Here is a 24,252-nt window from a genome sequence, read left to right on the forward strand (position 1 = left end):
TTTCTTCTTAAAAAGTTACTTGTAATCCAAAATTGACAATCTTCATCTGAGGATAATTCTGATAGGCCTCCACACTTCCTCTTTTAGATTCCGGATCCACGTCATAAATTTTCAATTTATTAAAAGTGAGTAAGTTGAGTCCATTCGCATAAAATCTAACATCTTTCAATCTCAATCTTTGTGTAAACGGCTTCGGCAGGTGATAACCCAACTCCACATTTTTAAGGCGGAGGTAATCTGCTGGTCTCAGCCAAAATGTAGAAGCATCAAAACTCACACCTCCCAAACGGGGATATTCAGCAGTATCTTTTGTTTCCGGCGTCCAGCGTTTCAAATGAATTGCTGCGGGTATTCCATTGACATTTCCAATTTGAAGTAAGGTATTGGAACTGATGCTGCTTCCTGCTGCTCCCTGCAGAAGGAAGGAGAAATCGAAATCTTTATAGCTGAATCCGGCAGAGAAACCATAGGTCAGCTCCGGAGTTTCCGGTTTTCCGATGGCAGTGATGTCTTTTCCGTCAATGATTCCATCTCCGTTCACGTCCCTGTATTTCAGGTCACCTGGCATTACCGTCTTTCCTAACACTTTCGGACTGTTTGCGATATCTGCATCATCACGGTAGAAACCTTCTGAAATATAGCCAAACAACTGACCTACAGGACGTCCGGTTTTCTTCAGGTTTGCCGCCACTGCATCCGGTTCATCCCTGAAAAGAATTTTATTCCTCGCAAAGGAAGCATTGGCACGTATGAAATACTGAAAATGATCATTTACCGCGTTACGGTGATTGACTTCCAGCTCAAATCCCTTATTGCTCACCCTACCCAGGTTGACAGGTGGAAGGCTTAAGCCCGTATATCCGGGTACAGTTTCCCTATTGGTCAGGATATCATACCTCAGGTGGTCAAAATAGTCGGCCGTAATTTCAAGTTTGCTGTTGAACAACTTCATGTCGACACCAATATTTGCTTTACGTTCCTTTTCCCAACGCACATCGTTGTTTCCCAGCGTTCCCGGCGTTACTCTTGGCTGTCCCGTAGGGCTTTCCCCAAAATAATAGCCGCCCGGTGCCACAGCATACACCTCATTGTATAAGTACCTGTTTCCCTCTACCACATCACTTCCGACCGTACCATAAGAACCTCTGATTTTCAGGTAATTGACCACCTTTATATTGTCCTTAAAGAAAGCTTCTTCACTGATGTTCCATCCTCCGGAGATGGCAGGAAACAATCCAAAACGATTTTTCGCTTTAAAGCGGTCTGAACCATTATAACCCGCATTGAACTCAATTAAATAGCGTGACTTAAAGTTATAGCCCAATCTTCCGGCATAACCCTGAAAGTTACCCGGCGCATTGGATCCTTTAATGTCTCCGGTACGGTTCGTTAACAGTAAACCATAAACATTATGCTGTCCGAACTGTCTGTTGTAATTCAGGATGGCCTGAAAATTCAGCTTTCTGAAAGGTGCTTCATAATCTCCGCTACCCCGAACCAGTGGTTCAATCCTCAACAATTCAGGATATACCGGGTCCAGCGTACTTGTTCCCGGAATCAGGGTATACACCGGGAAACGCCCACGACCAAGCTCTCTGTTAAACTCAGATTTATTCGTGTAAGCCAGTACTCCTTTCAGGGACAAGCCTTCAGTGATGAAATCCAGTTTATGGGTAGCGCTCAAATTCAGGTTCAGGTCATTGCTGTAATTCCGTTTGTATCCCCCATATTCCAGGGCACCAACAGGGTTCAGTGAACCACCCCTCACCCCACCATAACTTCCGTCGGCATTGCGGACCGGATACACCCAGGGACCGAGTAATCCGCTCGAAATTCTACGCCAGAAAGGAAGTGATCCTCCCGGCATCGGATCCGGTAAATTAGGCTCATTGATTTCACTGAAGCGTGTAGAAAGGTCTAATTTCAGGCTTAGGTTTTTGTTGACATCCAGATCAACGTTAGATCGGATATTGTATCTTTTTAAAAAGTAATTGTTGTCAAAATCTTCTTTTCGTTTTACATCTTTAAGGATTCCATTTTGATAAAGGGAACCGGCAGAAATGAAATAACGAAGACTGTTTGTTCCCCCGTTGATGTCAATATTATTGCGCAACTGAACTGCGCTTTTTTTCATCACTTCATCGTACCAGTTTACATTGGGGTAGCGGAAGGGATCGTCGCCCCGGCGAAAATGTTCCAAAGCCTCATCGCTTACCAGGCCAGGATAGGCAACATTAGGATCCTGACCGGAATTAACCGCCTGTTCTTTCAACAATTGCAAAGACTGGTAAGAATCCAGTGACTTTCTTAAAATGGTAGGCATTTGCACACCAGCTTCTGTTCTGAAGGTAATCACTGCGGGGCCTTCTTTTCCTCTTCTCGTTGTAATTACAATGACCCCATTTGCTCCTTTAATCCCATAAATTGCAGTTGTGGATGCATCCTTAAGGATGGAAATACTTTCTACCTCATTCGGATCAATCTGGTTCAGCTGGGCATACTGGAATTCCACATCATCCACAATCACCAATGGAGTACTGCTGTTTCCGGCAAATGAGCTCACTCCACGGATATAGATATTGGCGGCATCTTTTCCCGGTTGTCCGCTGGTTTGCTGCTGGAACAATCCCGGTAATCTTCCGGCCAATGAGTTCTGGATACTTGCCGCAGGACTCTGGCGCAATTCCTTTCCACTAATGGTGGAAATGGAGCCGCTATTGGTGATTTTCTTTTGTTTGGCAAAGCCCACCACCACCACTTCATTCATCTGTGAATTGTTATCCAGCAGTGTTACGACAATGGCATGCTTATTTCCGATACTGATGGTTTGTACTTCATAACCGATGCTGCTTACTTTAATTTGCTTTCCGGTTATTTTCAGGCTAAAATCGCCGTTGTTGTTACTGAATGTTCCGTTTTTTTCATTTCCCGTTTCAGTAATCGTAGCACCTGGAATAGGACCGCCGTCTTTGTCGGTCACCCTGCCGCTCAGTACGATCTGTTGCGCAAATGCCACCGTGCCCAGGCATAGCATAAAGCATATAAGAATTATTTTTCTCATTATTTCTGTGTTTGTTTGGAGGAATTAATAAGTATATCCCGGATTTTGAGTCATGTTTGGATTGGTCTGGATTTCCGAGTAAGGAATTGGGAAAAGATAGTTTTTCGAAGCATCGAAAACTGCAGGAGCAATATCCAGGATGGTATAATTAAAAGTCCCGTCTGCATTTTTAACAATGTTCACTCCTTTCAGTGGAGCATTGAGCACCTGCTCCGCGATTTTCCATCTTCTGATGTCCCAGAACCGTTGCTCTTCAAAAGCCATTTCCACGCGACGTTCATTTCTGATCAGGCTACGCATCTGATCTTTCGTGATGCCAGCAGCGATGCCATACCTCGCATCCGTTCCTGCCGTAATTCCCGCTCTTTTTCTTATGGCTGTAATGGCGTTCATCACCTCGGCTACCGGGCCGTTGACCTCATTCACTGCCTCTGCATAATTCAATAAGATCTCTGCATAACGAAACAGCATGACATGATGACTCTGATTGCTGTAAACACCGGAACTTTCAAATTTACCCATGAATTTACGCAGGTAATACCCAGTTTTGGTCTGGACCCTGCTTCCTCCCGGGCGGTCTAAACCACCATTGAATGTTTCTACCGGTCTGTTCAGCCATTTCGTGGTATTGAACATAATTGTTGCCGCAAACCTGGGATCTCTGCCTGCGTATGGATTTGCAGCGTCGTATCCTGACCCCGTTTCCGTTGGCATTTTACCATTTTTCATTGGAAAAGCGTCTACCAGATTTTGCGTAGGACTTGTTGTTCCGTTGCCAATAGTATATCCAATCGGCCCGTTATTCGTTTCCACCGTCTGGTTTTGGCTCTGTTCCTTCATGAAAATAATTTCCGTGTTCTTCGTTGCATTAAACAGGGCAATGAAATCTGTTCCCAATGAGTAATTACCCAATTGCATCAGGTCTTTTGCCGCATCAGCGGCTGCCTGCCAGCGTTGCAGATCTCCGCCAGGGTTCGAAAGCGGGCTTGCACGATATAATAATATTCTTGATTTTAAGGCAAGCGCAGCCCCCTTATTTGCTCTTCCGATATTCTGATCAGCAACTACTGCCGGCAGTAAAAGGTCTTTTACCGCTTCGATTTCCGAAAGGACATAATCATAACACTCATCCGCTGTATTTCTTTTCAGATTGACATTATCGTTAAGGCCAAATATTTTATCGCCGATCAGGGGCACTCCCCCCCATCTCTTTACCAGTTCAAAATAAAAGTAAGCACGGAGGAAACGCGCTTCTGCTTTCCACTGGATTTTCAGTTCAGGAGTAGTGGGTACAATATCGATTTTGCTCAGGAACATATTCGCCCTGCGGATCCCCGCATAATTCCTTGCCCACTGGTTGTCTGGTACATTTTGTCCGGACACCAGTCCGGTTCTGTAGCCCTCTACCGGACTTCCATCTTCCGAAGAGACCGCATCATCAGTTCCTACATCCAGAAAATTCCCGATCACCCTGTTGTATCCGTCAGGTAATTGTGAATAGGTACCATTGAGAAACTGTTTCGCATAATCTGCATTCTTATCTATATTATCGAAAACCAGGTCTTCCCCGATTCTTTCCAGCGGTTCTTTTTCCTGGGATTTGGAGCAGGAAGCTATGATGGCAAGCAAGCTCAGTCCTGTAATTATATTTTTTATACGCTTCATTACTTTAAGGTTCAGGTTTAAAATTGTAGGTTGATTCCAAAATTGAATACGCGTTGGTTTGGATAATCCCAGGCAACGACTTCAGGATCTACTCTTTCCAGCGGGGTAATGGTGAGCAGGTTGCTGCCATTTACAAAGATTCTTGCCCGGTCCAGTTTTACAAAACTGATCCAGCGCTGCGGTAAAGAATAAGCGAACTCTACATTTCTAAGACGCAGGTAGCTGCCATTCTTCAACCAGAAAGAAGAGTTTCTTTGGTTGTTAATGTTGTTTCCAACTGTTAAACGCGGGTAAGTTGCGGTCGCTGCAGTTGCAGGTGTCCAGCGGTCCAGGTGATGGGCAAATGCCTGTCCGGAACCTCCAACTCCTACCGATTGAAATTCATAAGTTCCGGCTCCGTTTACAAAAACGTTTCTGTTGGCTACGCCATTCCATACCATAGAGAACTCAAATCCTTTATAGTTAAAGCCTGCTGTTAGTCCGTAAAAGATCGTTGGTTTGGTGCTTCCTATCGCCTGCTCATCAAAAACATTAATCACCCCATCTCCGTTCAGGTCCTTATACCTGATGTCGCCAGGGACCGCCTTATATCCGTCCACTTTGGCACTGTTGTCAATTTCTGCCTGATTGTTAAAAAAGCCATCTGCCACCATTCCAAAGGGCTGTCCTACCGGAAGCCCGGTTCTCTTCATCCATTCATAAGGTCTGATCACCTCGTCCATATAGTCGATCCTGCTTTTGCTCAGTGAGGCATTTCCATTTACAAACCAGTTCATGCTGCCTGTTTTACCGTAATAGCCTGCGGTTAGCTCTAAGCCGCTATAGGTTCGTTTTCCAATATTTTCATTAGGTCTTGTATTTCCCAGAACTGTACTTGCATTTGTGCCGCGTGGTTGTAAAATGCCGCTGTAGGCATTGTGGTAATACTCTGCGGTGAATTGAAGTTTATTCTGGAATGCAGAAATGTCCAGACCAAGATTCAGCTTATCTGCAGTTTCCCAGGTGATGTTGGGGTTGGCCAGAAGGGCTTCAATAATAGAACTGTTGCCGGTTGCCGGGTTGCCAAAATAAACCGTATTGGAAGAGGTATAGAATTGCTGATAAACGAAATTACCCGCCCCGCTATTGTCGGCTGTACGTCCGTAACTTCCTCTTAATTTAAGGGTATTCAAAGATTTGAAAGATTTCATAAAATCCTCCTTTGACATGTCCCATCCTAAACCTGCCGCAGGAAAAAATCCCCACTGATGATTGGTTGGATAGCGGTTCATTCCCATATAGGAAGAGGCCAGCTCCAGGAAATACTTTTTACTATAGTTATACTGAAATCTTGCGGCAAGCGCAGTATTGTCCATACTCAGATCAGAACCGTTTACAAAGCTATCCATGTTATAATTCAGGGAAGCGTTCAGTTCATGATTTCCAAAGACCCGGTCATAGCCTGTCATAAACTCCGTATAGATCTGCCTGTTCGTTACATTCTGGGAAGAGCTATTGTTCTGGGAGCCGTCTGTACCAAATTTAACGATGTCTGCCGCTCCTCCCGGTTTGGGGGTATACTGATAAACTGCGAAGGATTTGCTCCGGTTGATCAATTCAGAATAATAGGTATTAAAGGATCCTTTTCCCTGTACATACCATCCTTCCAGCAATTCGTCCAGCTTCTGTTTCAGGCTCAGGTCAACGCCAAGGTTGCGGTTGTAACTAGGTCTGTAGCCCGAACCGATCACCTGTCCGTATAAGTTATTGCCGAACTGTTGATTTCCTCCAAAAGAACCATCCGGATTTAACATCGGATACGCATTGTTTGGTGTTCTCAAAAGACTTGTATAAATCAAGTCTGAACCGGTAATATCTGTTAAGTAAGCATCAATGGCTCCAGGTTCATTTCCATTTCTGATTCTTCCAAAAACATTGAGGGAAAGCAACAGGTTTTTAGTAAGGTCAGCATCTATATTCGTTCTGAAACCATATCGTTTAAAGGAGTTATTGGTCTCGTAGGTGTTCCTTTTGGGATCAGAAACAAAGAAACCATCCTGATTCAGGTAATCCAGGTCTACAAAATAGCGGGCTTTTTCGTTTCCTCCTGAGAAGTTCAGGTTGTACCGCTGCAGGCTGGCCTGTTTTTTTAGAATACTGTTGTACCAGTCTACATTCGGATACAGGACAGGATCAGAGCCATTGCGGTATTTCTCTATTGCTTCGGCTGTGTATATGGGTTGTTTTCCATCGTTTGTCAATGCTTCATTAAAAAGTGTAGCATAGTCACCTGCGTTCAGAAAAGACGGGATATTCAACTGTTTCTGGATCCCTGTTTGAGCCGTGAAAGAAATCTTCCGGGGAGCAATACCGCCTCTTTTCGTCTCGATCAGGATCGCCCCATTGCTTCCCCTCATTCCATAAACAGCAGTCGCCAATGCATCTTTTAAAACGGAAACGGAAGCCACCTGCTCAGGGTTAATGCTATTCAGATTTCTGGGTACCCCATCTACGACGATCAATGGGTTTCGTCCCCTCAGAAAAATAGATGCCGCATCTTCTCCTGGCTTGGCCGATGGCTGAACCATCGATAAACCGGCTAGTTTACCATATAAAGTTCCCTCAATCTGTGCTACAGGGAAGCTGAGCAGTTCATCTCCGCTCACTATTCCCTGAGATTGTAACAGTTGTTCTTTGCGTTGTGTGCCAAACCATACCGGAATCTTGCTGGAAGGCAATTGAAAGGAATAAGAACTCCTGACTGCCTTTCTTGCAGAATCGTTCAATGCTTTCTTATTGAAAGTACTGTCCTGGGATTGGGCATACGCAGTCTGTTGAGACCATGCCGTTAAGCACAGCATCCCCAGCCCCAAATTTCTAAATGAATTGCGTAGTTTTTCTCTCATATATCTGGTTTTAAGTTTTGGTTGAGATCATTTGATATTACAGCAGTTAAATAGAGCCCTCCGTTGTTGCGACCAAACAACAATCGAAGGGCATTCAACCTAACCTTAGTTTTATAATTATTTTTGCAACTGCGAGCTGCGAATAATGATCATTACAGAATGATCAGGTACTAGCTACCTTGCGATTTCCTGATGTAGCCGGATTGGGGAAGAGTAAAAGTTTGTGTCATGGTTTGGAGGTTTTGGTTTGGTTAGTTGGTTAATTGACTTTTTGATCGGAAGACCCAATCTTGTTTTTTTGGTTGTACCAAAGCTGTAGGATAATTCTTTTTTAAAAGATGAATATTCTAAAGGAATAGGTAGAAAAATCAAAAAAAAGCGCATTCAGAAACAATTCAACAATATTTTGCAGATAATAAGAATGAATAATCGGATATTCACAGCTCAACAAAACCAATATTAACAGCCCTTGGGGGGAGCCGGTATGAAACTTATAAAAAGGAGCTTTGATCTGTCATGGCTCTGCTTTCTTATTTTATTGCAAGTCGCGGCCTATGCACAGAAAAGCATCCGTTTCAGTAACCTGACACTGGAGAACGGACTTTCTCAGAATTCTGTAATGGCCATTACCCAGGACCACCGGCAATTTATATGGTTTGGCACCAAACATGGCCTGAACAGGTATGATGGCTATCAGTTTAAGGTTTATAAAAATAACCCCAATGATCCGGGCAGTATTTCAAGCGATGAAATCACGTCCATTTTAACTGATCATGCAGGTGTTCTTTGGGTGGGAACCGTGAAAGGCCTCAACAAGTATGATGAGAAAAAAGATGCCTTTACCCGTATTAACGCCAATCCGAAACTCAAAAACAGCATCAGCAGCAATGCCATAGAGCACATTTATGAAGATAAAAAAGGACAACTCTGGATCAGCACATTGTATGGGGCCAACCTGCTCGTTAACCGGGAAGACAACAAATTCAAGACCTACCTGTTTAAGGATGCCCGTTCCAACAGGGGCGTAAACAACGTTTACGCAGCTTTGAGGGGCCCTGATGATCAGATGTGGTTTGCCACGAGCGATGGACTGATCCGCATGAACACTAAAAACGGACAATACCGGATCTACCGGCATGAGCAGGCAAAGGCAGGCAGCATCAGTTCCAACTACATTACGAGCCTGACTGCCGATGCACAGCAGAACATCTGGATTGGCACCGATAACGGCTTAAACCTGTTCAATAATGCCGATGGATCTTTCTCTGTTTACCGGCATAATGACAGCGGCAATTCACTTGTTCACAACGACATTCGTGAAATCATGCTCGACCAGCAGGGCATGCTCTGGATCGGGACCCAGGAGGGGCTGAGTATTTTCGACCCCGGCAACAAGCGCTTCAGCAATTATCAGCACAATCCGGAGTTAAAAGAAAGCCTCAGCCATAACTCTATTCACAGCATCTTTCAGGACCGGAACCACTGTACCTGGATAGGGACTTTTTATGGAGGTGTAAATATCGCTTACCCCTTCCCTACGGAGTTTCATGCTTATAAAAACAGTAAACTGCGGTCCAGCATCAGCAGCAATATCATCAGTTCCATTGTAGAAGATCAGTATCAAAACCTGTGGATAGGTACCGAGGGCGGCGGTTTAAACTATTATAACCGAAGCAACCAGACCTATTCAAATTATAAGATCAGTCTGAACAATAAACAAGGGCTCAGCTCCAATCTGATCAAAACCATTTGTAAAGACAGAAACGGAAATTTATTAATAGGGACCCATCACGGTGGCCTCAACATCTTTAATCCTAAGGACAAAACATTCAGGTCTGTCGTCAATGTGAAGGATACGAGTAACAACATCAGCACTGCCGAAATCATTGCCATTTGCGAAGACAGCAACCGCGACATCTGGGTGGGCTCTTATTCAGGACTCAATCTGATGAAATGGAAAAATGGGGAAACTGCGTATACGATAAAGAGCCCACTGGAGAAAAAGCTGCAGAACAAACACATACAGGTCCTGTTTGAGGATAGGGAGAAGAACCTTTGGATTGGTACGCAAGCTGGCCTGCATGCCTACGACCTAAACACCAGGCAACTGTATTCTTTCTTTAAAGACAAAAACAACCCGCAGAAACTTCAATCCGACTATATCAACTGTATCGTGCAAACCACATCCGGGAGCCTCTGTTTAGGTACTTATTTTGGTGGACTCAGCATTTACAACCCCAAGACAAAACAGTTTAAAACCTATACCGAAAAGGAGGGTTTATCCAACAACAATGTGCTCGGTGTGATTGAAGATGAAGCGGGAAGTTTATGGATCAGCACCGATAATGGTTTGTCAAAACTTAATCCGAAGACTGGAAAATTCAGAACCTATACCAAGAGTGACGGGCTTGCAGGTAATGATTTCAATGTCAGGTCTTATTTTAAAGACAGTAAAGGAGAACTCTTTTTTGGTGGTTATAATGGCCTGACTTCCTTTTTTGCTCAACAAATAGAAATCAACCGGTCTCAAAGCCCGATAATTTTTACCGGATTAAAGCTGTTTAACCTTCCTATTGCGGTAAATGGTCCTGATGAGCTGTTGAAAGAAAACATCAGCAGCAGCAAAAGCATCACCTTTGGTCATGATCAGAATCATTTTACACTTGGCTTCGCCTTGCTAAACTACGTCAAACCCGACAAAAACAGGTATGCTTACCGGCTGCTGGATTACGATAAAGAATGGAACTACACCAATGAACCGACTGCAACGTATTCCAACCTTCCCTCCGGGAATTATACCTTTATGGTGAAAGGAAGCAATAACGATGGCATCTCGGGTGCCGGCATTGCCAGTATAAAGATCCGGATCAAACCGCCCTTATGGGCAAGCTGGTGGGCCTATTGCCTTTATCTGTTGATCTTTGGTGTTATTCTGTTCCTTACCATCCGTTACATCGTGGTACGGGCACTATTGAAGCGATCTGTAGATTTACAACAGATGAAGCTGAGCTTCTTCACCAATATCTCTCATGAGATCCGCACGCCTTTAACACTCATTCTGGGACCACTGGAAAACTTATTAAAGAACACTCAGGACAATATGGAAGTCCACAGGCAGGTTATCCCGATCAAGAACAATGCAGACCGCTTAATGCGGCTGATCACTGAACTAATGGATTTCAGAAAGGTAGAAGCAGGACATTTAAAACTGACAGTCGGCCGGGAGAATATTGTGACTTTCAGCAAAGAGATCTTTCTGGCCTTCAGCCATATTGCCATCAGCCGGAACATTCAGTATACCTTTGAATGCACAACTGAATCTATTCCGCTTTATTTTGACAAGGCGCAATTGGAAAAAGTATTATTTAATTTGCTGAGCAATGCTTTTAAGTTCAGTGATGATGAGGGACAGATCAGGCTTTCTATTGTGGAGCATCCTAATTTTGTAACGCTGAAGGTAAGGGACAACGGAAAGGGCATCCCTTATGAAAGCCAGAATAAGTTGTTCAGCGACTTTTTCCAGGTAGATGCGCAGGGCTCAAGTCATATTGGTTCGGGAATAGGTCTTGCTCTTTCCAAAAGCATTGTGGAATCTCATCGTGGAAAAATTGGCATAGAAAGCCACCCCGCCGCAGCCGAAAAGGCCGGAGATACCTGCTTTACCGTAACACTTCAAAAAGGGAAGGCTCATTTTAAACCAGCAGAGCTGATGGAAACCATTGGCTATGACCTGGTCCTGGAAAGTCTGGCTCCTACCCTGCTGAACGATGATCCGACAACGGCAGAAGAGATTAAAAACACAGCGCAGCATGAAACTATTTTGGTAGTCGAGGATAATCCGGAAATCAGGCAGCTGATTTCCGGATTATTGAGCAAAAATTATCAGATCAAAGAAAGTGAGGATGGATCAAAAGGATGGGAAACAGCGATAGAACTTCTTCCTGACCTGATCATCTGTGACATCATGATGCCGGTAATGGATGGGCTTGAACTCTGCAGGAAAATAAAAGGCGACGAAAGGACCAGTCATATTCCGGTGATCTTATTGACGGCAAGGTCCACGCACATCCACCAGGTAAGTGGACTTGAGACTGGCGCAGATGCTTACCTTACCAAACCTTTCAGCACGGAATTACTGGCCCTCAATATCAAAAACCTTTTGAATTCCAGGGCCACCATGCGACAAAAGTATGGTCAACAAGTGACTTTACAGCCTCAGAACGTACTGATCGGATCGATGGATCAGGCTTTCATGACCAGGGTATTAAAGTATATCGAAGAGAACATGGCCGATCAAAGTTTTGCTGTTCCCGACCTCGCCATTGAAGTCGGGATGAGCCAACCTGTCTTATACAAGAAGATCAGGGCGATTACAGACCTCTCCGTAAATGATTTCATTAAATCTATCCGCCTAAAAAAGGCAGCTCTGCTTTTGGAACAAAACGTCTATACCATATCCGAAATCTCTTATCTGGTTGGGTTTAATGATCCTAAATATTTCAGCAGGGAGTTTAGAAAACAATATGGAGAAACGCCGAGGGGTTTTATCAATAAGCTCAAAGAAAATGAAAAGTGAGTTAAGCCATTTTGTTGAATAGCCGCTGAACTGCATCTATCTCTTCTACTTCCAGATTCAGCATATTTAAGGTCTCCATATAAAGTTCTTCCCAGGGCAGATCTCTCCCAGTTACGTTATTTATGTAGTTGATCAGCTGCCTTTCGATCAGCTGCTGAAAAGACTCCTGAAGTTTGATTTTATATTCCTCTGAAATCCAATCATTACCCAGTAATGGATGATAATAGTCTTTAAGGATTCTGCAAAAGCCAAACCGGGCAGCCTTTTTCTTTTCGTCCGACATGGGAAGGAAGCGATAGAAACTGTCATAATCGCCAGTCGCGAAATAAATAGCTGGTTTTTGAAGAACTGCTCGTAAATTAAGCTCAATATCCTGAAGCCGTTCATAATCTTCATTCCAGCCGCCTGTTTTTTGTAAAAAATCCTTCCGCCAAACCGGGGACATGGTATGCCAGGGAACCTGATGCTTCAGCAGCCGGTATATGATGTCTTCGATATTCGGATCCGGGTTGCTGAAGGTTCCTTTGATATTTTTATCATTATCAATAAAAGCAGTCTTAAACACATACATGTCATTTGATAAATTGGATTCAATAGCGAGCATTCTATTTTTCAGACAATCTTCTTCCAACAAATCATCCGCATCTAAAAACATCACCCAATTTGTAACTGTCTGTTTCAGGCCGAGGTTTCTACAACTATTTGCGCCTTTTTTTAGCGTACGATCTTTGCGTTTGATTAAGAGAAACCGCTTGTCATTTGCGATGTATTCCTGCGTCAAGTCAATTGAATGGTCAGTTGACCCATCATCTATAATTATACATTGCCATTCCCGATAGGATTGGAACTTAACGCTATTCAATGTCTCGATCAGATATCTTTCCGCATTGAATAGTGGAATTACCAGGGTAATGACCGGATTAATTGCAGGATAACTCAAAAGATCTGACATTGGTGTATAAAATGAATAGTAAATGTTTGCCCTTTTCGCTTTGCCAATAGGACTGATCTTCTTCATAACGAAGACGTGGTTGTGGAATAGAAAAACATACTTTTTCCCAAATGGCAATTGTGGAAGCATTTTTATATTTTTCATTCAGCGCCATTTTTAGATCCAGATAAGCCTTGGTTATTCTTTCTGTCCAATGGGAATTTTGATACTGCTTAACGCAGACCAGAAATTTCAGCAAACTAATCATTAGCCCTTCAGTGAAGCGGGTTGGTTCAGTGCCATTAAAGTAAATGATTAGCTTTTCAATCTGACTATAAAATGCCTCTTCAACAAGGGTTTCTATAATTCCAGATTCGGCCAGATAACTATACTTTAGTAAAATATTAATTTTCGTACACAGGTTTTCATCGTCAACAGGAACTTCAGACAAGAAAGCATTCAGCTTTTCTGTTAAGAGCTTCATACACTCAAAGTGACTGAATTTACGATAGAAATTATGGTTGGCGATGCCATCTGTAAACCTTTGCTGATAGAAGGTAACCAGCTCCAGCAGTTGGTCAACATTTGTTGGTTCACTTAAAATGGATTTTATAGTAAACTTATAAATGTTATCATCAACGTCCTCCAGTATTTCATCTACGTTTCCCCCGATATGTTCCCTTTGAATCAGAAAAGCGATAAGCCAGCCTAAACCAGTCACACCATTGTCAAAGGTGTAGTTGTTTATTGTGGTTACTTCTTCGGCCCAGCGATCCAGTAAGGCATTTGATGAACCCTGGTCAATTTTTGAGGGCAAAAAGCGGCTCAGCACCGAGTATGTATTTTCTTCAGAATGCATCTTTTCAGGTAAGATTAAAAGCCATCAGATCCATATCAGGATCGTTTATTAGCCCGACTGCAGTGTTAGATTTCTCCATCAACAATTTGAATGTATTCAGGCTTTCTTCGTTTAGTTCTTTCAGTTGGCCATTAATTAGCCACACAGACTTACCGATCGTCTTACATTCCATGTTAAACTTCCCGAGGTTCTCGTAAAATAAAGCGTCGTCCAGCATTTTGGAAAATGCGGCTACAAACAACTGGTCAATTTTATAGATCTGCCTGAAATGAAAGTTTTTCATTTGCCGGCGGTCTGATATCGGAGAGGAAAGTATTTCTGAGATTTTCGTTACATCAATTAACCGATTAAATGGCATCCATAATATCTTTTTTTTCTTATTTAACCGGGACTCAGAATCCTTGATCACCAGGCCATCTGCTCCGAAGAGGAATACCTCTATATCCAGATTCTTTGTGATATAGCATTTTATAATCTCGTATGTTTCCAGCAGCTGAGCGGATGGATATTCTGTTTCCAGTACGATACAACTGTCGGGGAAGCGGGTCCGCTGCTGATCTATTTCCGTTCTTCGTCTTTTGATCAGACGAACAATTTCATAACTGCAATTGCTATCCGGGATGCTGTTTAAGGCGTGATCATACCAGGGCATATAGTTCGCATATTCATTTTTTTTGAAAAATACTCCCTTCTCTTTAATATTACCTGAGTAATGCTGAATGGCGAGTTTCTTCCAACTCTCAATTGGACTATAGGGCCAGGAGAAATGCAGCTCCTCATGAATTTCTACTTTTTTATTAAAATACCAGAGGTTCCATAATACCGCCCACATGTCTGCACACCAGGCCTGAATTCCTCTTTTCTTACTTCGAAACTCTCCTTTTACTGGATATTCACGTTCCCATAGCTCATTATTAAAAGCTTTCATTGCCATATACAGCGACTCTGAATCTTTTTCTACCTTTTGCCAGAATTCTGAGGTGATGCCTTTTAAGATGTATTGTGCACCGCCTGCATTTGAATCTTCTCTTTTCAACAGCTCTTTTGAAATCCCTACCACTTCCAGCATCTGATCCAGTAAATCCTCCGACCCTACCTGTCTGATGTATTTTATATCGAGATAGTTACGGGTATCAGAAACATAACAGGCTTCGGTATTTTCAATATCTGGGATTTGTGGAATCCGGGAAAAAAGGATATCCGAATCGTGGTAAAACAAGACTTCTTCCTTCAGATAGGCATGTGTTTCAAAATGTTGCTTTAATATATTGGGCCGAATGGACGATGTATATACAGGTTTTTCCCGCAGATCCGGATAACAATAAAAATTCGCAAAGGAGTTGTGCTGCGTGATGAAGTTTTTAAACTCTTTTCTTAATCCCAATTTTTTATGGTATCCCACAAGTACATGGACCTGATCCCTGCTGATATTTAAGGACCGGAAATTTCTCAACTGAATTTCCAATTGCCATATAAAATAGATGGAATCAGGCTGGGCAGATATATATATCATCAGGTATCAATCCTTAAAAATACTTTTCAGCTTTTTTAAAAGCTCCTGCCCTCTCAAACCTCTGGCAATAACAACACCATTGGGATCCAACAGGAAATTATCCGGAATAGCCCGGATGAACAGGCTTTTGGCTACTGAATTATTAAGTCCTTTCAGATCTGAAACCTGCGTCCAGGTCAATTGATCATCCTGAATCGCTTTCAACCACAACGCTTTTGACTCATCCAGAGAAACGCCAAGGATATCAAAACCCTTTGCTGCAAACTGTTTGTGAGCTGCTATTAAATGTGGATTCTCTTTTCTACAAGGACCACACCAGCTGGCCCAAAAATCTACGAATAGGTACTTCCCCCTGAAATCAGACAATTTGACTGGTTTTGAAAGGGTATCAGGCTGTACAAAGTCGGGCATTGTCTTTCCAATCCCAACCAAATTATTAACCTTGATGCGCTGAACTGTTTCTTTCCCCAGATAAGTGTTTTTAATTTTAGCCGAAAGCCTGTTTATTAATTTCTCAACAAATGGATAGTCTGGCTCTGAATATCTTAGACGGTTATTGAGCAGGTATATGGAATAATAATTATTTGGGTGCTGAACAATAAAATTAGTCTCGATACTATCGACAAGCCGGGCACGAACCAGGCTGCTTACTGATTTCCCTGTATTTTGTTCCAAAGTTCTTAATGCCGCCCCATAACTTTCTCTATAAGCACGCTCGATCACTTCGGTATCCGAATTCCGGATATCGAATTTTTTAGAATTGGTAACCAGCCCTCTCGCCCCTTTCAGCAGCCAGCCCGTTTTTCCGGTAAAAGATATGATCTTTCCGGGCTCAACCCAAAAGGTGTAAACATAGCTATTACCCATAAATAAGGGATTGACCGTTTTAATCATCAAATTAAAGATCGTCGGTTCCGTGATGGTTCCTGTATACCTAAGCCTACGCTGCGCATCTAAAGAAACTGTATCGTACTTAACCTTACCTTTTTGAAAATAGGTAATGAAATAAGTTGCGTGCGGGACAGTATCTATTACACCGTTGACTGTAAATTTACCAGCGGATTGGGCCCTGGTTTCCACTTGTACAAACAGGACCAGCACAGTAGTCAGTAACATGGAGCATATTTTTCTTTTCATTCTAAATCAGCAAAATTGGAATCAAATCGTTAGCACTATCAGACCTAAAGGTAGTCAGAGACCGCCTTAAAATTTTAAAGCGGTCTCCTTTTCAGGCTATTTATCTTTAACCCGCTGTGCCGTCCCAGTCACAGTATCCATGATAGCTCGTGCCGCTAGAGTCGCAGCCCCCCATACAATCCTGCGGCTTTTGGCCCGGACTCGTTGGACAATCGACCTTACTGTTACAATTGCATTTTGACTCAGGAGGAACAGTTGCATCGGTTCCGTCAGTTGATCCACCCAATACATTTTTTAGCTGCTCACGGGATAATTGTTCCAATTCGTTTAGGTTCAGATTTTTTAGACTAATCTTTTTCATAATATTGTTCTTATTTGGTTTAGATGTTCATTTGCTCCTGAACATGATAGGAGGGCCTCTAAAAAGCGCCTTTTGTTTTGCACTGGTGTGGCTTGCAATCCCACCGGGCTTACTACGTAGTATTTTTTAGAACAGGTTTTTTAATTCGTCGATTCGATAATCATCTGGAAATTCATATCCATCGATGATTAAGGTGGGGGTTGCCCGAATTTTAAATTTAAAACACCATTCGTTCATTGAGACTGTTTTGTGTTGTTGTGCCATCAGCTCTCCATTGATAGGATACTTAGTGGAAAACGTGTCATAGTCCTTTATGGCGGCGCCGTACCAGTCATCCACAGCCCTCTCTGCTGCTTTTGCACCGTATTTTTCCTGAACGGCCAACAAATGCTGAGCTGGAATTGCTGTCGGATCGTCAGCTCTGCCGGAAGATTTAAAAATGATCCGAACTTTAACATCCTGGTTATTCCTGACAATATCTTCCAATATTGGGTGTGCCTTTGAGCATGGGCCACAGTAGGGGTTACAGACTTTTATAATTTCATGTTTTGCGTTGGGGTTTCCCATCACGATGCCCAGGCTTTCGGGAACCGGACTGAGGTATTTACCCTTTGAGAGGATTAAGCGGAAAACATCCGGATGAAAGCGCAATTTCTTCCATCGTTTCTGATAGTTCCTGCCATCACGGGCCTGTTTGATCAACGGGATCGCGTAATAACCGAGTAACAACATGCAAATTCCCAATACCACTGTTGCGTAAATGGTATAGCCTTCAATTGCGACAGAAAAATCGACTGCATACAGGAGAAAAAAGGACAACAATGCATTTAAGAACAAGATGCATTGTACCGCTAAACAAAGGGGGCACCATTGCTTAACGATTTTTGACTGGTAGTAGATTGAATATATGATATATGGACTTGCCAGTAGCGAAAGAATAGCCCACAGGTGATGGTAAGTGATTTGATTGGCAAACAGAATCTGACTGAGAAAAAAAGCAGCAAAATAACTCATGCCCCAGACAGACCAGCTAATTCCCATAAACATGGCGCCTGAGGAGCCTAAAACGGCATCACAGTTTGCCTTTTTTCCAAAACCACCACAGACTTGTTTGATAAAAGGATTATGTGCGTCAATTTCGTGCCAGAGCAGCAAGGATGAAATTGCTAATCCCGTAAAACTCGTGCATAAAAAAACGATACTTATCCAATTCAAACTTGAGGGACTGCTGTATAGTTTAAATGCGGTAAAAAAAAGAGCGCATATCATAAGGCAGGCAGGAATCCGTTTGATTGATTTTGCGACGCGCTCTTTTTTTTTATTTTCCGCATAAAAAACTTCGTCTTTTTTAGCTGTCCCATCCAGTAAGAGAATAATTTCCCTGTCTATTTTTTCAAAATCTAAACTGGAAATTTTAACCAATGTATGATCCAGGGGATTTAGGTATTCAATTTCTTGTTCGCTGGCAGCGGTAACTACTGTAAAATTAGCCTGGGCCCAATCTTCCTGTTGTATTGCACAAACAAAAGGAGTTTCAAAATCATGGTAAAAATGATTTCCTTTTTGGATTGCACCTGATGCGATACCATAGTCAAACAGCACGTCTTTAATTGTAAGAAGAGAGGGATATTCTACATGATTTAATATGCGGTATGCAAGATGGGCATCAGTTGCTTTAACCTGAAAGTACCTGATGATGAATTTTGTTGTAAGAAATAGGTTGTTCTCCTGGTTTTTATTTAAGATGGAGCCAATAGCTCCAATTAAGCCTGATTTTCGTACAAGTAATTTCATCGCCTACTATTTTATTTTAATTTCTACAATCGTTATACTACAATCGTAATAACATAAATATAGAGCTGGCAAATGCAATAAAAATGCATCGGAGATGCCATGTTGTATTATTGTAGTTACAACATGGCCAACACAAACCTTATGTTTGAATAAAACGAAAATTAAAGTAACCGGAACACTCGTAATAATAGCTTCCTCTATGGCGGCAATATTTTATTTCCGCACCCAGTGATTTCAGGATGTCTATATATTCGAATACGGTTCTTTTAGATATATTCATTTTTCTTGCAAGCATATCTGGTGTGCCGGTAGATTTACAATTAATGAGTTGGTCCAGATATTCCAATCTGTCAAAATAGTGCTTGGGCATGGAGCAGGTTAATTAGCGTTAAATTTGGTTAGTGCAAATCAGTTGAAATAGATTTACGTTAATCAAAACTCTAATTTCCTACATTGAAAAAAGGTGAATTTTCCAAGCATTTAGGTAGAAAATCCATAAGTACCAGCTGCTCCTCCATTATAAGAAAGCAAAAATATTTTTTTCTACCTGTCGTAGGGGTAAAAGCAAATGCTGTTGTCTTATAGACAAAGAACGTAATGCGCTGTCATGAAAAATCAATTCCGGCTAAATCCTTTCAAAACATCCGTTCGTGGATATATTTCCACATCTGGTCAATTTTTTTTCTATAACCGGAAAGTATGGATTAATTTCGCCCCAGTTGATTTTCACTGAAGAATAAAGACGTTTTAAATTAAAAAATCTAATGATACGATTAAAAATCATGACAATACTCACCGCAAATCCATATTTTTGGATCCTCAGCATCTTGCTCATTGCAATGGTGTTAATGATTGTTTTAATTGCTTATTTACTAAAGATTATCCATGAACCCTGCGAAGAATAATCCGCTAAAAAAATTCCTGCACGATTGCTCATTTCTCTCTGTTTGCTTTCCGGTTTATTTGCTTGGATTACTCCCGCTTCAGGTTGCCAATGGCACCATTGGAAAAATGCTTTATTTTCTCTCTTACCGGGTCTTCAGGTACCGTTATAGTGTCGTTTTACAAAATCTTTCCCGGGCCTTGCCTACAAAATCGTATGCAGAAATTCAGGAGATTTCAAAAGACTTTTACCGGCATTTATCTGCAATGATAGTGGAGACCACAAAATTATTTTCCATCAGCCGGGGCGAGCTTCGCAAAAAGGTAACGCTTTCCAACGTGGAAATGGTATTAGATTATTATCAGCAAAACAGAAGTATCATTGCTGTTCTTGGGCATTACGGCAATTGGGAGTACCTGAATATCCTGCCATCCTACCTGCCCTTTAGCGTTAATGCCATTTATAAGCCCCTCAGCAATCCTGTAATGGGCAAACTTATTCAGCACATCAGAACGCGCTTTGGAATGCGTTTAATCCCCGCAAATCAAGCATTAAGATATCTTTTGAAACAGAAAGGACAACCACAGATGTCGATTTTTATCGCAGACCAATTTCCGGGAATTAATGAAGATACCAAATTTGACTTCCTTCATCAATCAACGAATATGTTCAATGGTGCGGAAAAATTGTCTATCGCGACAGATGCCGTTGTTGTTTATATTGATATGAAGAGAAAGCCGAACAACTGCTGGGAGGTCAACTTTTCCCTGATCACAGATGCCGCCAGGGAAACCGGGGATCATCAGATCACCAGGTCCTTTGCCGGTAAGCTTCAGGAAACGATCAAAGAACATCCGGCTTATTGGTTATGGTCGCACAAAAGGTGGAAGGTCGCCTAACTAATGATCGTCATTCACTTCCAGCCAATGTCCGTCGGGATCCTGAAAATAGATCTGTTTGATCCCATCAACCCTTAAGGTAACAGTATTAGCTGCTCCTGCCCAATTTTCATAGGCAATATCCTTGGCCTTAATCTTTTCAATAAAGGTTTCTATTGAAGCCACACTGAAACACAGGTGCTCGTTTTTATCGAAGTTCCCCTTGCCTTTCGCTCCCTGAATCAAATGAAGCTGGCCTGCAGGACCTAAACTAAACCAGGTATGCCGGCCATCATGAAAAGGTTCAGGAATCTGGGTAAATTCAAAAACATCTTTATAAAACGTTGTGGATTTCTCCAGATCGGTAACATATACTGCAATGTGATTTAACCTTGCAGCTACTTGGTTTTTTTCGGTTTGTGCCATGGTTTTATGAAAAGGACTAAGGGCAATCAGGGCGGTAGAGATCAGGACAGTTATTTTCATTTTTTTTCTTTAAACTAAGTTTACATCACGGTCTAACCTGTACAGATCAAAACCCTCATCCCAGTAATCTTTCACTACTTCTCTAAGCTCCAGACCAAATTTTGCATAGAACTGATGGGCCAGCTGAGAGGTTCGTACAGAAACCGTCTTTATTCCTTCTATTTCTTTAATTTTTTGAATCCTGAACTTCGTTAATGCAGAGCCGAGGCCTTTACCCTGACTTTCAGGATGGAAGAAATCCCAGGATAACTTTCCTGTTTCCCCGTCTTCCGACAAATTAAAACCACCGCAGCCGAAAATTATGCCATCCAGTTCCACTACATAATAATTGTCGGCATGATGGTCTAAATAATCGATCAGATCGGCTTCCTCATTTGGAGAAAAATATTCAGGTATGTTTAATTTCAGCAATTCCACAATGCGGCTGCGATCGGCAGCTTCATGTTTTCTGATGACTATATTATTCATTTTAAATCATTGCTTGATGGTAAAAAAACAAAATAGCAAAACAAGATTAAGAACGGAAATTTCATGAATAAAAAAAGAGGCGGTAATTTTGTTATTCCATTGCTTTTAAATAGTTTTAGTCGCAAACCTCCTGAATAAGCATTAATGTATGAAATCGTAGAAACCGGTGGCGCAAACATTGGTTCTGGCCGGGCCACATGGCCATTTGCCAAATTGTTAGTGAATAAAAATGAGTTGCAATTAAATGCATCCATCATAGGCAACGTGTATTTCAGGCCTTCTGATGTGATCTCTATCGAGCCATTTACCTTATTTTCCGGGACTGGCATAAAAATTAATCACCGGGTTAGCGGATATAGTGAAAAGGTTATCTTTTTAACTTCCGGTAGCCGCGACTTGATCAAACGAATTAACGATACCGGATTTTTGAGTAACTCCGATACCATACCTGCAGAAGTCGAGGCCAGGATCAATAAGTACCAATCAAGCGGAAGCTTTCCAATGAAATGGTCAGCGGTGATTGTTTTCGTTGTTGTTTGGAATTTATTATTTCTAGGCGATCTGCTTGGTTATTTTAAAAACACCAGCAATCACTTACCTATTGGAATGGGCGTACAATTGGCCTTAGCATTTGCCTTTTTGTTTGCCCTGACCACTCAATTATCAGCGCCTTTTAGCCGGCTTGTATTAAAAGATGGCCGTAAAGCAGAAGAAATTAAATCATTTCTGCTTTTTTTAATGTTGATCAGCGGATTGATGTTTATCCTATTTTCGTTCATCACAGGTTAGCATCAAAAAAATATTTTCATATAAAGACCTTTAAATAATTTTACATTAGTTTTTTTTAGATTTTGTAGCGTCTTATTGAGTTGCCACGTTATAGGGATAAAATTAATACTCATGAGAAAATACTCCATTTATGTCACGACGGTCTTATTGTTTATATCAATGATTCTCGTTTCCTGTAAAAAAGATGCCCAGCATATGGAAAAGGGAACACGTTTTATACAAAAAAACGCGGCCCCGGGCTTTGGGTCTGGGGATGAAAACAGTCAAGCCATAATTCTTACGCTTTATCCTCGTGGTGAAGCTAATTTAATACCAGGAGGAGACGTCGGTTTTGCTTCAAAATATAAGATCAGGGGTAAAAAAATTACCGTAGAGATCCTACCTCCCAATGAGCCATTAAAGCTTCGCTTCACCGTCGTTTCTGAAAAAGAGTTACGTGGAGAAAAAGGGCAAATTTTAAGACTGGATGAGTAGATTTACCAGCATTAACAGACATTTTAGTCTTTATTATCATCAAGTATAGTAAAAACCTGCCGTAAAAAAGGGGTTGCAAAGCAAAAAGCCTGTAACCCCTTTTAAGGAGATTTAAATATATAATGTCGCTAAAAACTGCGCTTATGCAGTTTGTAACTTAGCTATATTTCTGTAAGGGAATGAAGTAAAGATATGACGACGTGCAAATCTACCAGGAGAATCTGCATTTACCAGCTTCACATAGATCGCTTTAGGAACACCGAAATATTCATAAGCACTGCCATCCAGGAAATGAACCGTCAGGACTAAACCAGCCCAGGAATAATCCGCAATTCCGCAGGTTGCAGTAGTTTGAGTATATTCCTCGATAGAAAGCTCTAAAGTTTCAGGAGCGATACTTACCAAAAAGTGATAAGCTTCGATGATTTCCTTACTTTTAACTTCTGCTTCCACTTTGGCCTCTTCACTATCCTGGAATTTATCAGGATGCCAATCTTTCATCAAATTCCTGTAAATGGTCTTCAATTCTTTTAATTCGGTATCCTTTTGTACACCCAATAGTTTTCTGTAGTCAACAATCTTCTTCATAAATGTGTTTAATGGCAATTATTGTCTTTGAAAAGCAGCATAATTTTAAGCGCCACAGATGCTCCAGGGAAACAATTTTTGCAAAGGTACACTTTTTTATACGAAAGAAAGATTAAGATTATATTAACAAAGTAATTGATAACCTGGCAGATAAGGAGAACAACTTTTAAATTACCTTTGCAGCTACAACAATAACCATTTTCAGCTATGTTTAAAATTGGGTTAGCAGAAGACGACCTTAAAATAGCCGGGCTCATTAAAACCGGACTGGAAGAACAGGGATACCTCGTTACCATTGTTTCCAATGGAGAAGAGGCCCTTCAAACTTTCAAAGAAACAGATTTCAACCTGGTTATCCTGGATGTGATGATGCCTGGGATGAACGGGATTGCCGTTTGCAAGTCGCTCCGCAGCGGGAACAAGGACCTGCCTATCCTGATGCTTACGGCATTGGGTTCTATTGACGACAAAGTAACCGGTCTGAATTCCGGAGCAGACGATTACCTCGTCAAACCTTTCCATTTCAAAGAGCTGCTGGCCAGAATTGAGGCCTTACTGCGCAGACAGCATGTAGCTACCGGACAAGACAAAGACGATCACCTGCTCAGCTTTGACGACATCAGTCTGAATACCTATAGCAAGGAAGTAAAAAGGGCCGGAATCCTCATTGAGCTGACAGCAAAGGAACATACACTACTGGAATTGTTTCTCCGGAACCCAAACCGCCTGCTCTCCCGGCAATACATTGCAGAAAACGCCTGGGACATCAGTTTTGATACCGGCACCAATGTAATTGATGTATATGTTAACTTTCTTCGCAACAAAATCGAAAAGGGTTTTTCAAGAAAACTGATCCATACTAAAATTGGGATGGGCTATATTCTCAAATAACGTTTGAGCCAAA

18 protein-coding genes are annotated in these 24,252 nt (G+C 41.8%); 5 read left to right on the plus strand and 13 right to left on the minus strand.

All coding sequences use genetic code 11. The annotated features are described in order from the left end of the window. Nucleotides 1–7: 7 nt before the first annotated feature. Genes DBR43_RS21175 through DBR43_RS21185 form a run of 3 tightly spaced genes read right to left on the minus strand, consistent with a single transcriptional unit; the run spans nucleotide 8 to nucleotide 7,611 of the window. On the minus strand, nucleotides 8–3,061 hold the full coding sequence (locus DBR43_RS21175) for a SusC/RagA family TonB-linked outer membrane protein (RefSeq protein ID WP_124584432.1): 3,054 nt from the start codon (nucleotides 3,059–3,061) through the stop codon (nucleotides 8–10). 24 nt (nucleotides 3,062–3,085) lie between these two features. Further along, nucleotides 3,086–4,726: a RagB/SusD family nutrient uptake outer membrane protein gene (locus DBR43_RS21180; RefSeq protein ID WP_124584434.1), complete on the minus strand. Its 1,641-nt coding sequence runs from the start codon at nucleotides 4,724–4,726 to the stop codon at nucleotides 3,086–3,088. Between the two features lie 17 nt (nucleotides 4,727–4,743). Next, nucleotides 4,744–7,611 (minus strand): SusC/RagA family TonB-linked outer membrane protein, encoded by a 2,868-nt coding sequence (locus DBR43_RS21185; RefSeq protein WP_124584436.1) that lies wholly within the window; start codon nucleotides 7,609–7,611, stop codon nucleotides 4,744–4,746. A gap of 484 nt (nucleotides 7,612–8,095) precedes the next feature. Here DBR43_RS21185 and DBR43_RS21190 point away from each other — a divergent pair, with 484 nt between their 5' ends. Beyond that, the gene (locus tag DBR43_RS21190; protein WP_124584438.1) at nucleotides 8,096–12,187 is read left to right on the plus strand and encodes a two-component regulator propeller domain-containing protein; all 4,092 of its coding nucleotides are present in this window, start codon (nucleotides 8,096–8,098) and stop codon (nucleotides 12,185–12,187) included. Nucleotide 12,188: 1 nt separating this feature from the next. On the opposite strand, the gene DBR43_RS21195 is transcribed toward DBR43_RS21190, so the two are convergent. The 7 genes from DBR43_RS21195 to DBR43_RS33540 all read right to left on the minus strand — a co-directional run bounded on the left by DBR43_RS21195 (nucleotide 12,189) and on the right by DBR43_RS33540 (nucleotide 19,152). Beyond that, nucleotides 12,189–13,205 carry a glycosyltransferase family 2 protein gene (locus DBR43_RS21195; protein WP_158622569.1) on the minus strand — a complete coding sequence of 339 codons (1,017 nt, stop codon included), beginning with the start codon at nucleotides 13,203–13,205 and terminating at the stop codon, nucleotides 12,189–12,191. Next, the gene (locus tag DBR43_RS33015) at nucleotides 13,108–13,977 is read right to left on the minus strand and encodes a hypothetical protein (RefSeq protein ID WP_158622570.1); all 870 of its coding nucleotides are present in this window, start codon (nucleotides 13,975–13,977) and stop codon (nucleotides 13,108–13,110) included. The genes DBR43_RS21195 and DBR43_RS33015 overlap by 98 nt, the downstream gene beginning before the upstream one ends. A 4-nt stretch (nucleotides 13,978–13,981) precedes the next feature. Next, nucleotides 13,982–15,490 carry a hypothetical protein gene (locus DBR43_RS21200; RefSeq protein ID WP_124584441.1) on the minus strand — a complete coding sequence of 503 codons (1,509 nt, stop codon included), beginning with the start codon at nucleotides 15,488–15,490 and terminating at the stop codon, nucleotides 13,982–13,984. Between the two features lie 6 nt (nucleotides 15,491–15,496). Next, entirely contained in the window at nucleotides 15,497–16,627 is a 1,131-nt protein-coding gene (locus DBR43_RS21205) for a TlpA family protein disulfide reductase (protein ID WP_233603129.1), read from the minus strand. 106 nt (nucleotides 16,628–16,733) lie between these two features. After that, on the minus strand, nucleotides 16,734–16,988 hold the full coding sequence (locus DBR43_RS33535; protein WP_124584443.1) for a TIGR04149 family rSAM-modified RiPP: 255 nt from the start codon (nucleotides 16,986–16,988) through the stop codon (nucleotides 16,734–16,736). Between the two features lie 126 nt (nucleotides 16,989–17,114). Then, nucleotides 17,115–18,782 carry a vitamin K epoxide reductase family protein gene (locus DBR43_RS21215; protein ID WP_124584445.1) on the minus strand — a complete coding sequence of 556 codons (1,668 nt, stop codon included), beginning with the start codon at nucleotides 18,780–18,782 and terminating at the stop codon, nucleotides 17,115–17,117. 139 nt (nucleotides 18,783–18,921) lie between these two features. Further along, complete coding sequence (locus tag DBR43_RS33540; RefSeq protein WP_124584447.1) at nucleotides 18,922–19,152, minus strand: HTH domain-containing protein; 231 nt, start codon at nucleotides 19,150–19,152, stop codon at nucleotides 18,922–18,924. Nucleotides 19,153–19,667: 515 nt separating this feature from the next. Here DBR43_RS33540 and DBR43_RS21225 point away from each other — a divergent pair. Then, nucleotides 19,668–20,564: a lysophospholipid acyltransferase family protein gene (locus DBR43_RS21225; protein ID WP_124584449.1), complete on the plus strand. Its 897-nt coding sequence runs from the start codon at nucleotides 19,668–19,670 to the stop codon at nucleotides 20,562–20,564. Here the strand turns inward: DBR43_RS21225 and DBR43_RS21230 are convergent, their stop codons facing one another. Together DBR43_RS21230 and DBR43_RS21235 are read right to left on the minus strand one after the other, a co-directional pair. Beyond that, nucleotides 20,565–21,029: a VOC family protein gene (locus tag DBR43_RS21230; protein ID WP_233603131.1), complete on the minus strand. Its 465-nt coding sequence runs from the start codon at nucleotides 21,027–21,029 to the stop codon at nucleotides 20,565–20,567. It lies immediately after the preceding gene. A 9-nt stretch (nucleotides 21,030–21,038) separates the two neighbouring features. After that, entirely contained in the window at nucleotides 21,039–21,497 is a 459-nt protein-coding gene (locus tag DBR43_RS21235) for a GNAT family N-acetyltransferase (RefSeq protein ID WP_124584451.1), read from the minus strand. A gap of 144 nt (nucleotides 21,498–21,641) precedes the next feature. Here DBR43_RS21235 and DBR43_RS21240 point away from each other — a divergent pair, with 144 nt between their 5' ends. After that, entirely contained in the window at nucleotides 21,642–22,286 is a 645-nt protein-coding gene (locus DBR43_RS21240; protein WP_124584453.1) for a hypothetical protein, read from the plus strand. Nucleotides 22,287–22,397: 111 nt separating this feature from the next. Continuing rightward, nucleotides 22,398–22,760, plus strand: coding sequence for a hypothetical protein (locus tag DBR43_RS21245; protein ID WP_124584455.1), 363 nt, complete (start codon nucleotides 22,398–22,400; stop codon nucleotides 22,758–22,760). A gap of 141 nt (nucleotides 22,761–22,901) precedes the next feature. Here DBR43_RS21245 and DBR43_RS21250 read toward each other — a convergent pair whose 3' ends face one another. Beyond that, nucleotides 22,902–23,348, minus strand: coding sequence for a KTSC domain-containing protein (locus DBR43_RS21250; RefSeq protein ID WP_073233468.1), 447 nt, complete (start codon nucleotides 23,346–23,348; stop codon nucleotides 22,902–22,904). 207 nt (nucleotides 23,349–23,555) lie between these two features. Between DBR43_RS21250 and DBR43_RS21255 the strand changes: the two genes are divergently transcribed. Then, the gene (locus tag DBR43_RS21255; RefSeq protein ID WP_124584457.1) at nucleotides 23,556–24,239 is read left to right on the plus strand and encodes a response regulator transcription factor; all 684 of its coding nucleotides are present in this window, start codon (nucleotides 23,556–23,558) and stop codon (nucleotides 24,237–24,239) included. The last annotated feature ends 13 nt before the right edge of the window (nucleotides 24,240–24,252 follow it).

Source organism: Pedobacter sp. KBW06, from assembly GCF_003852525.1.
In the GTDB taxonomy this organism is placed as follows: Bacteria; Bacteroidota; Bacteroidia; order Sphingobacteriales; family Sphingobacteriaceae; genus Pedobacter.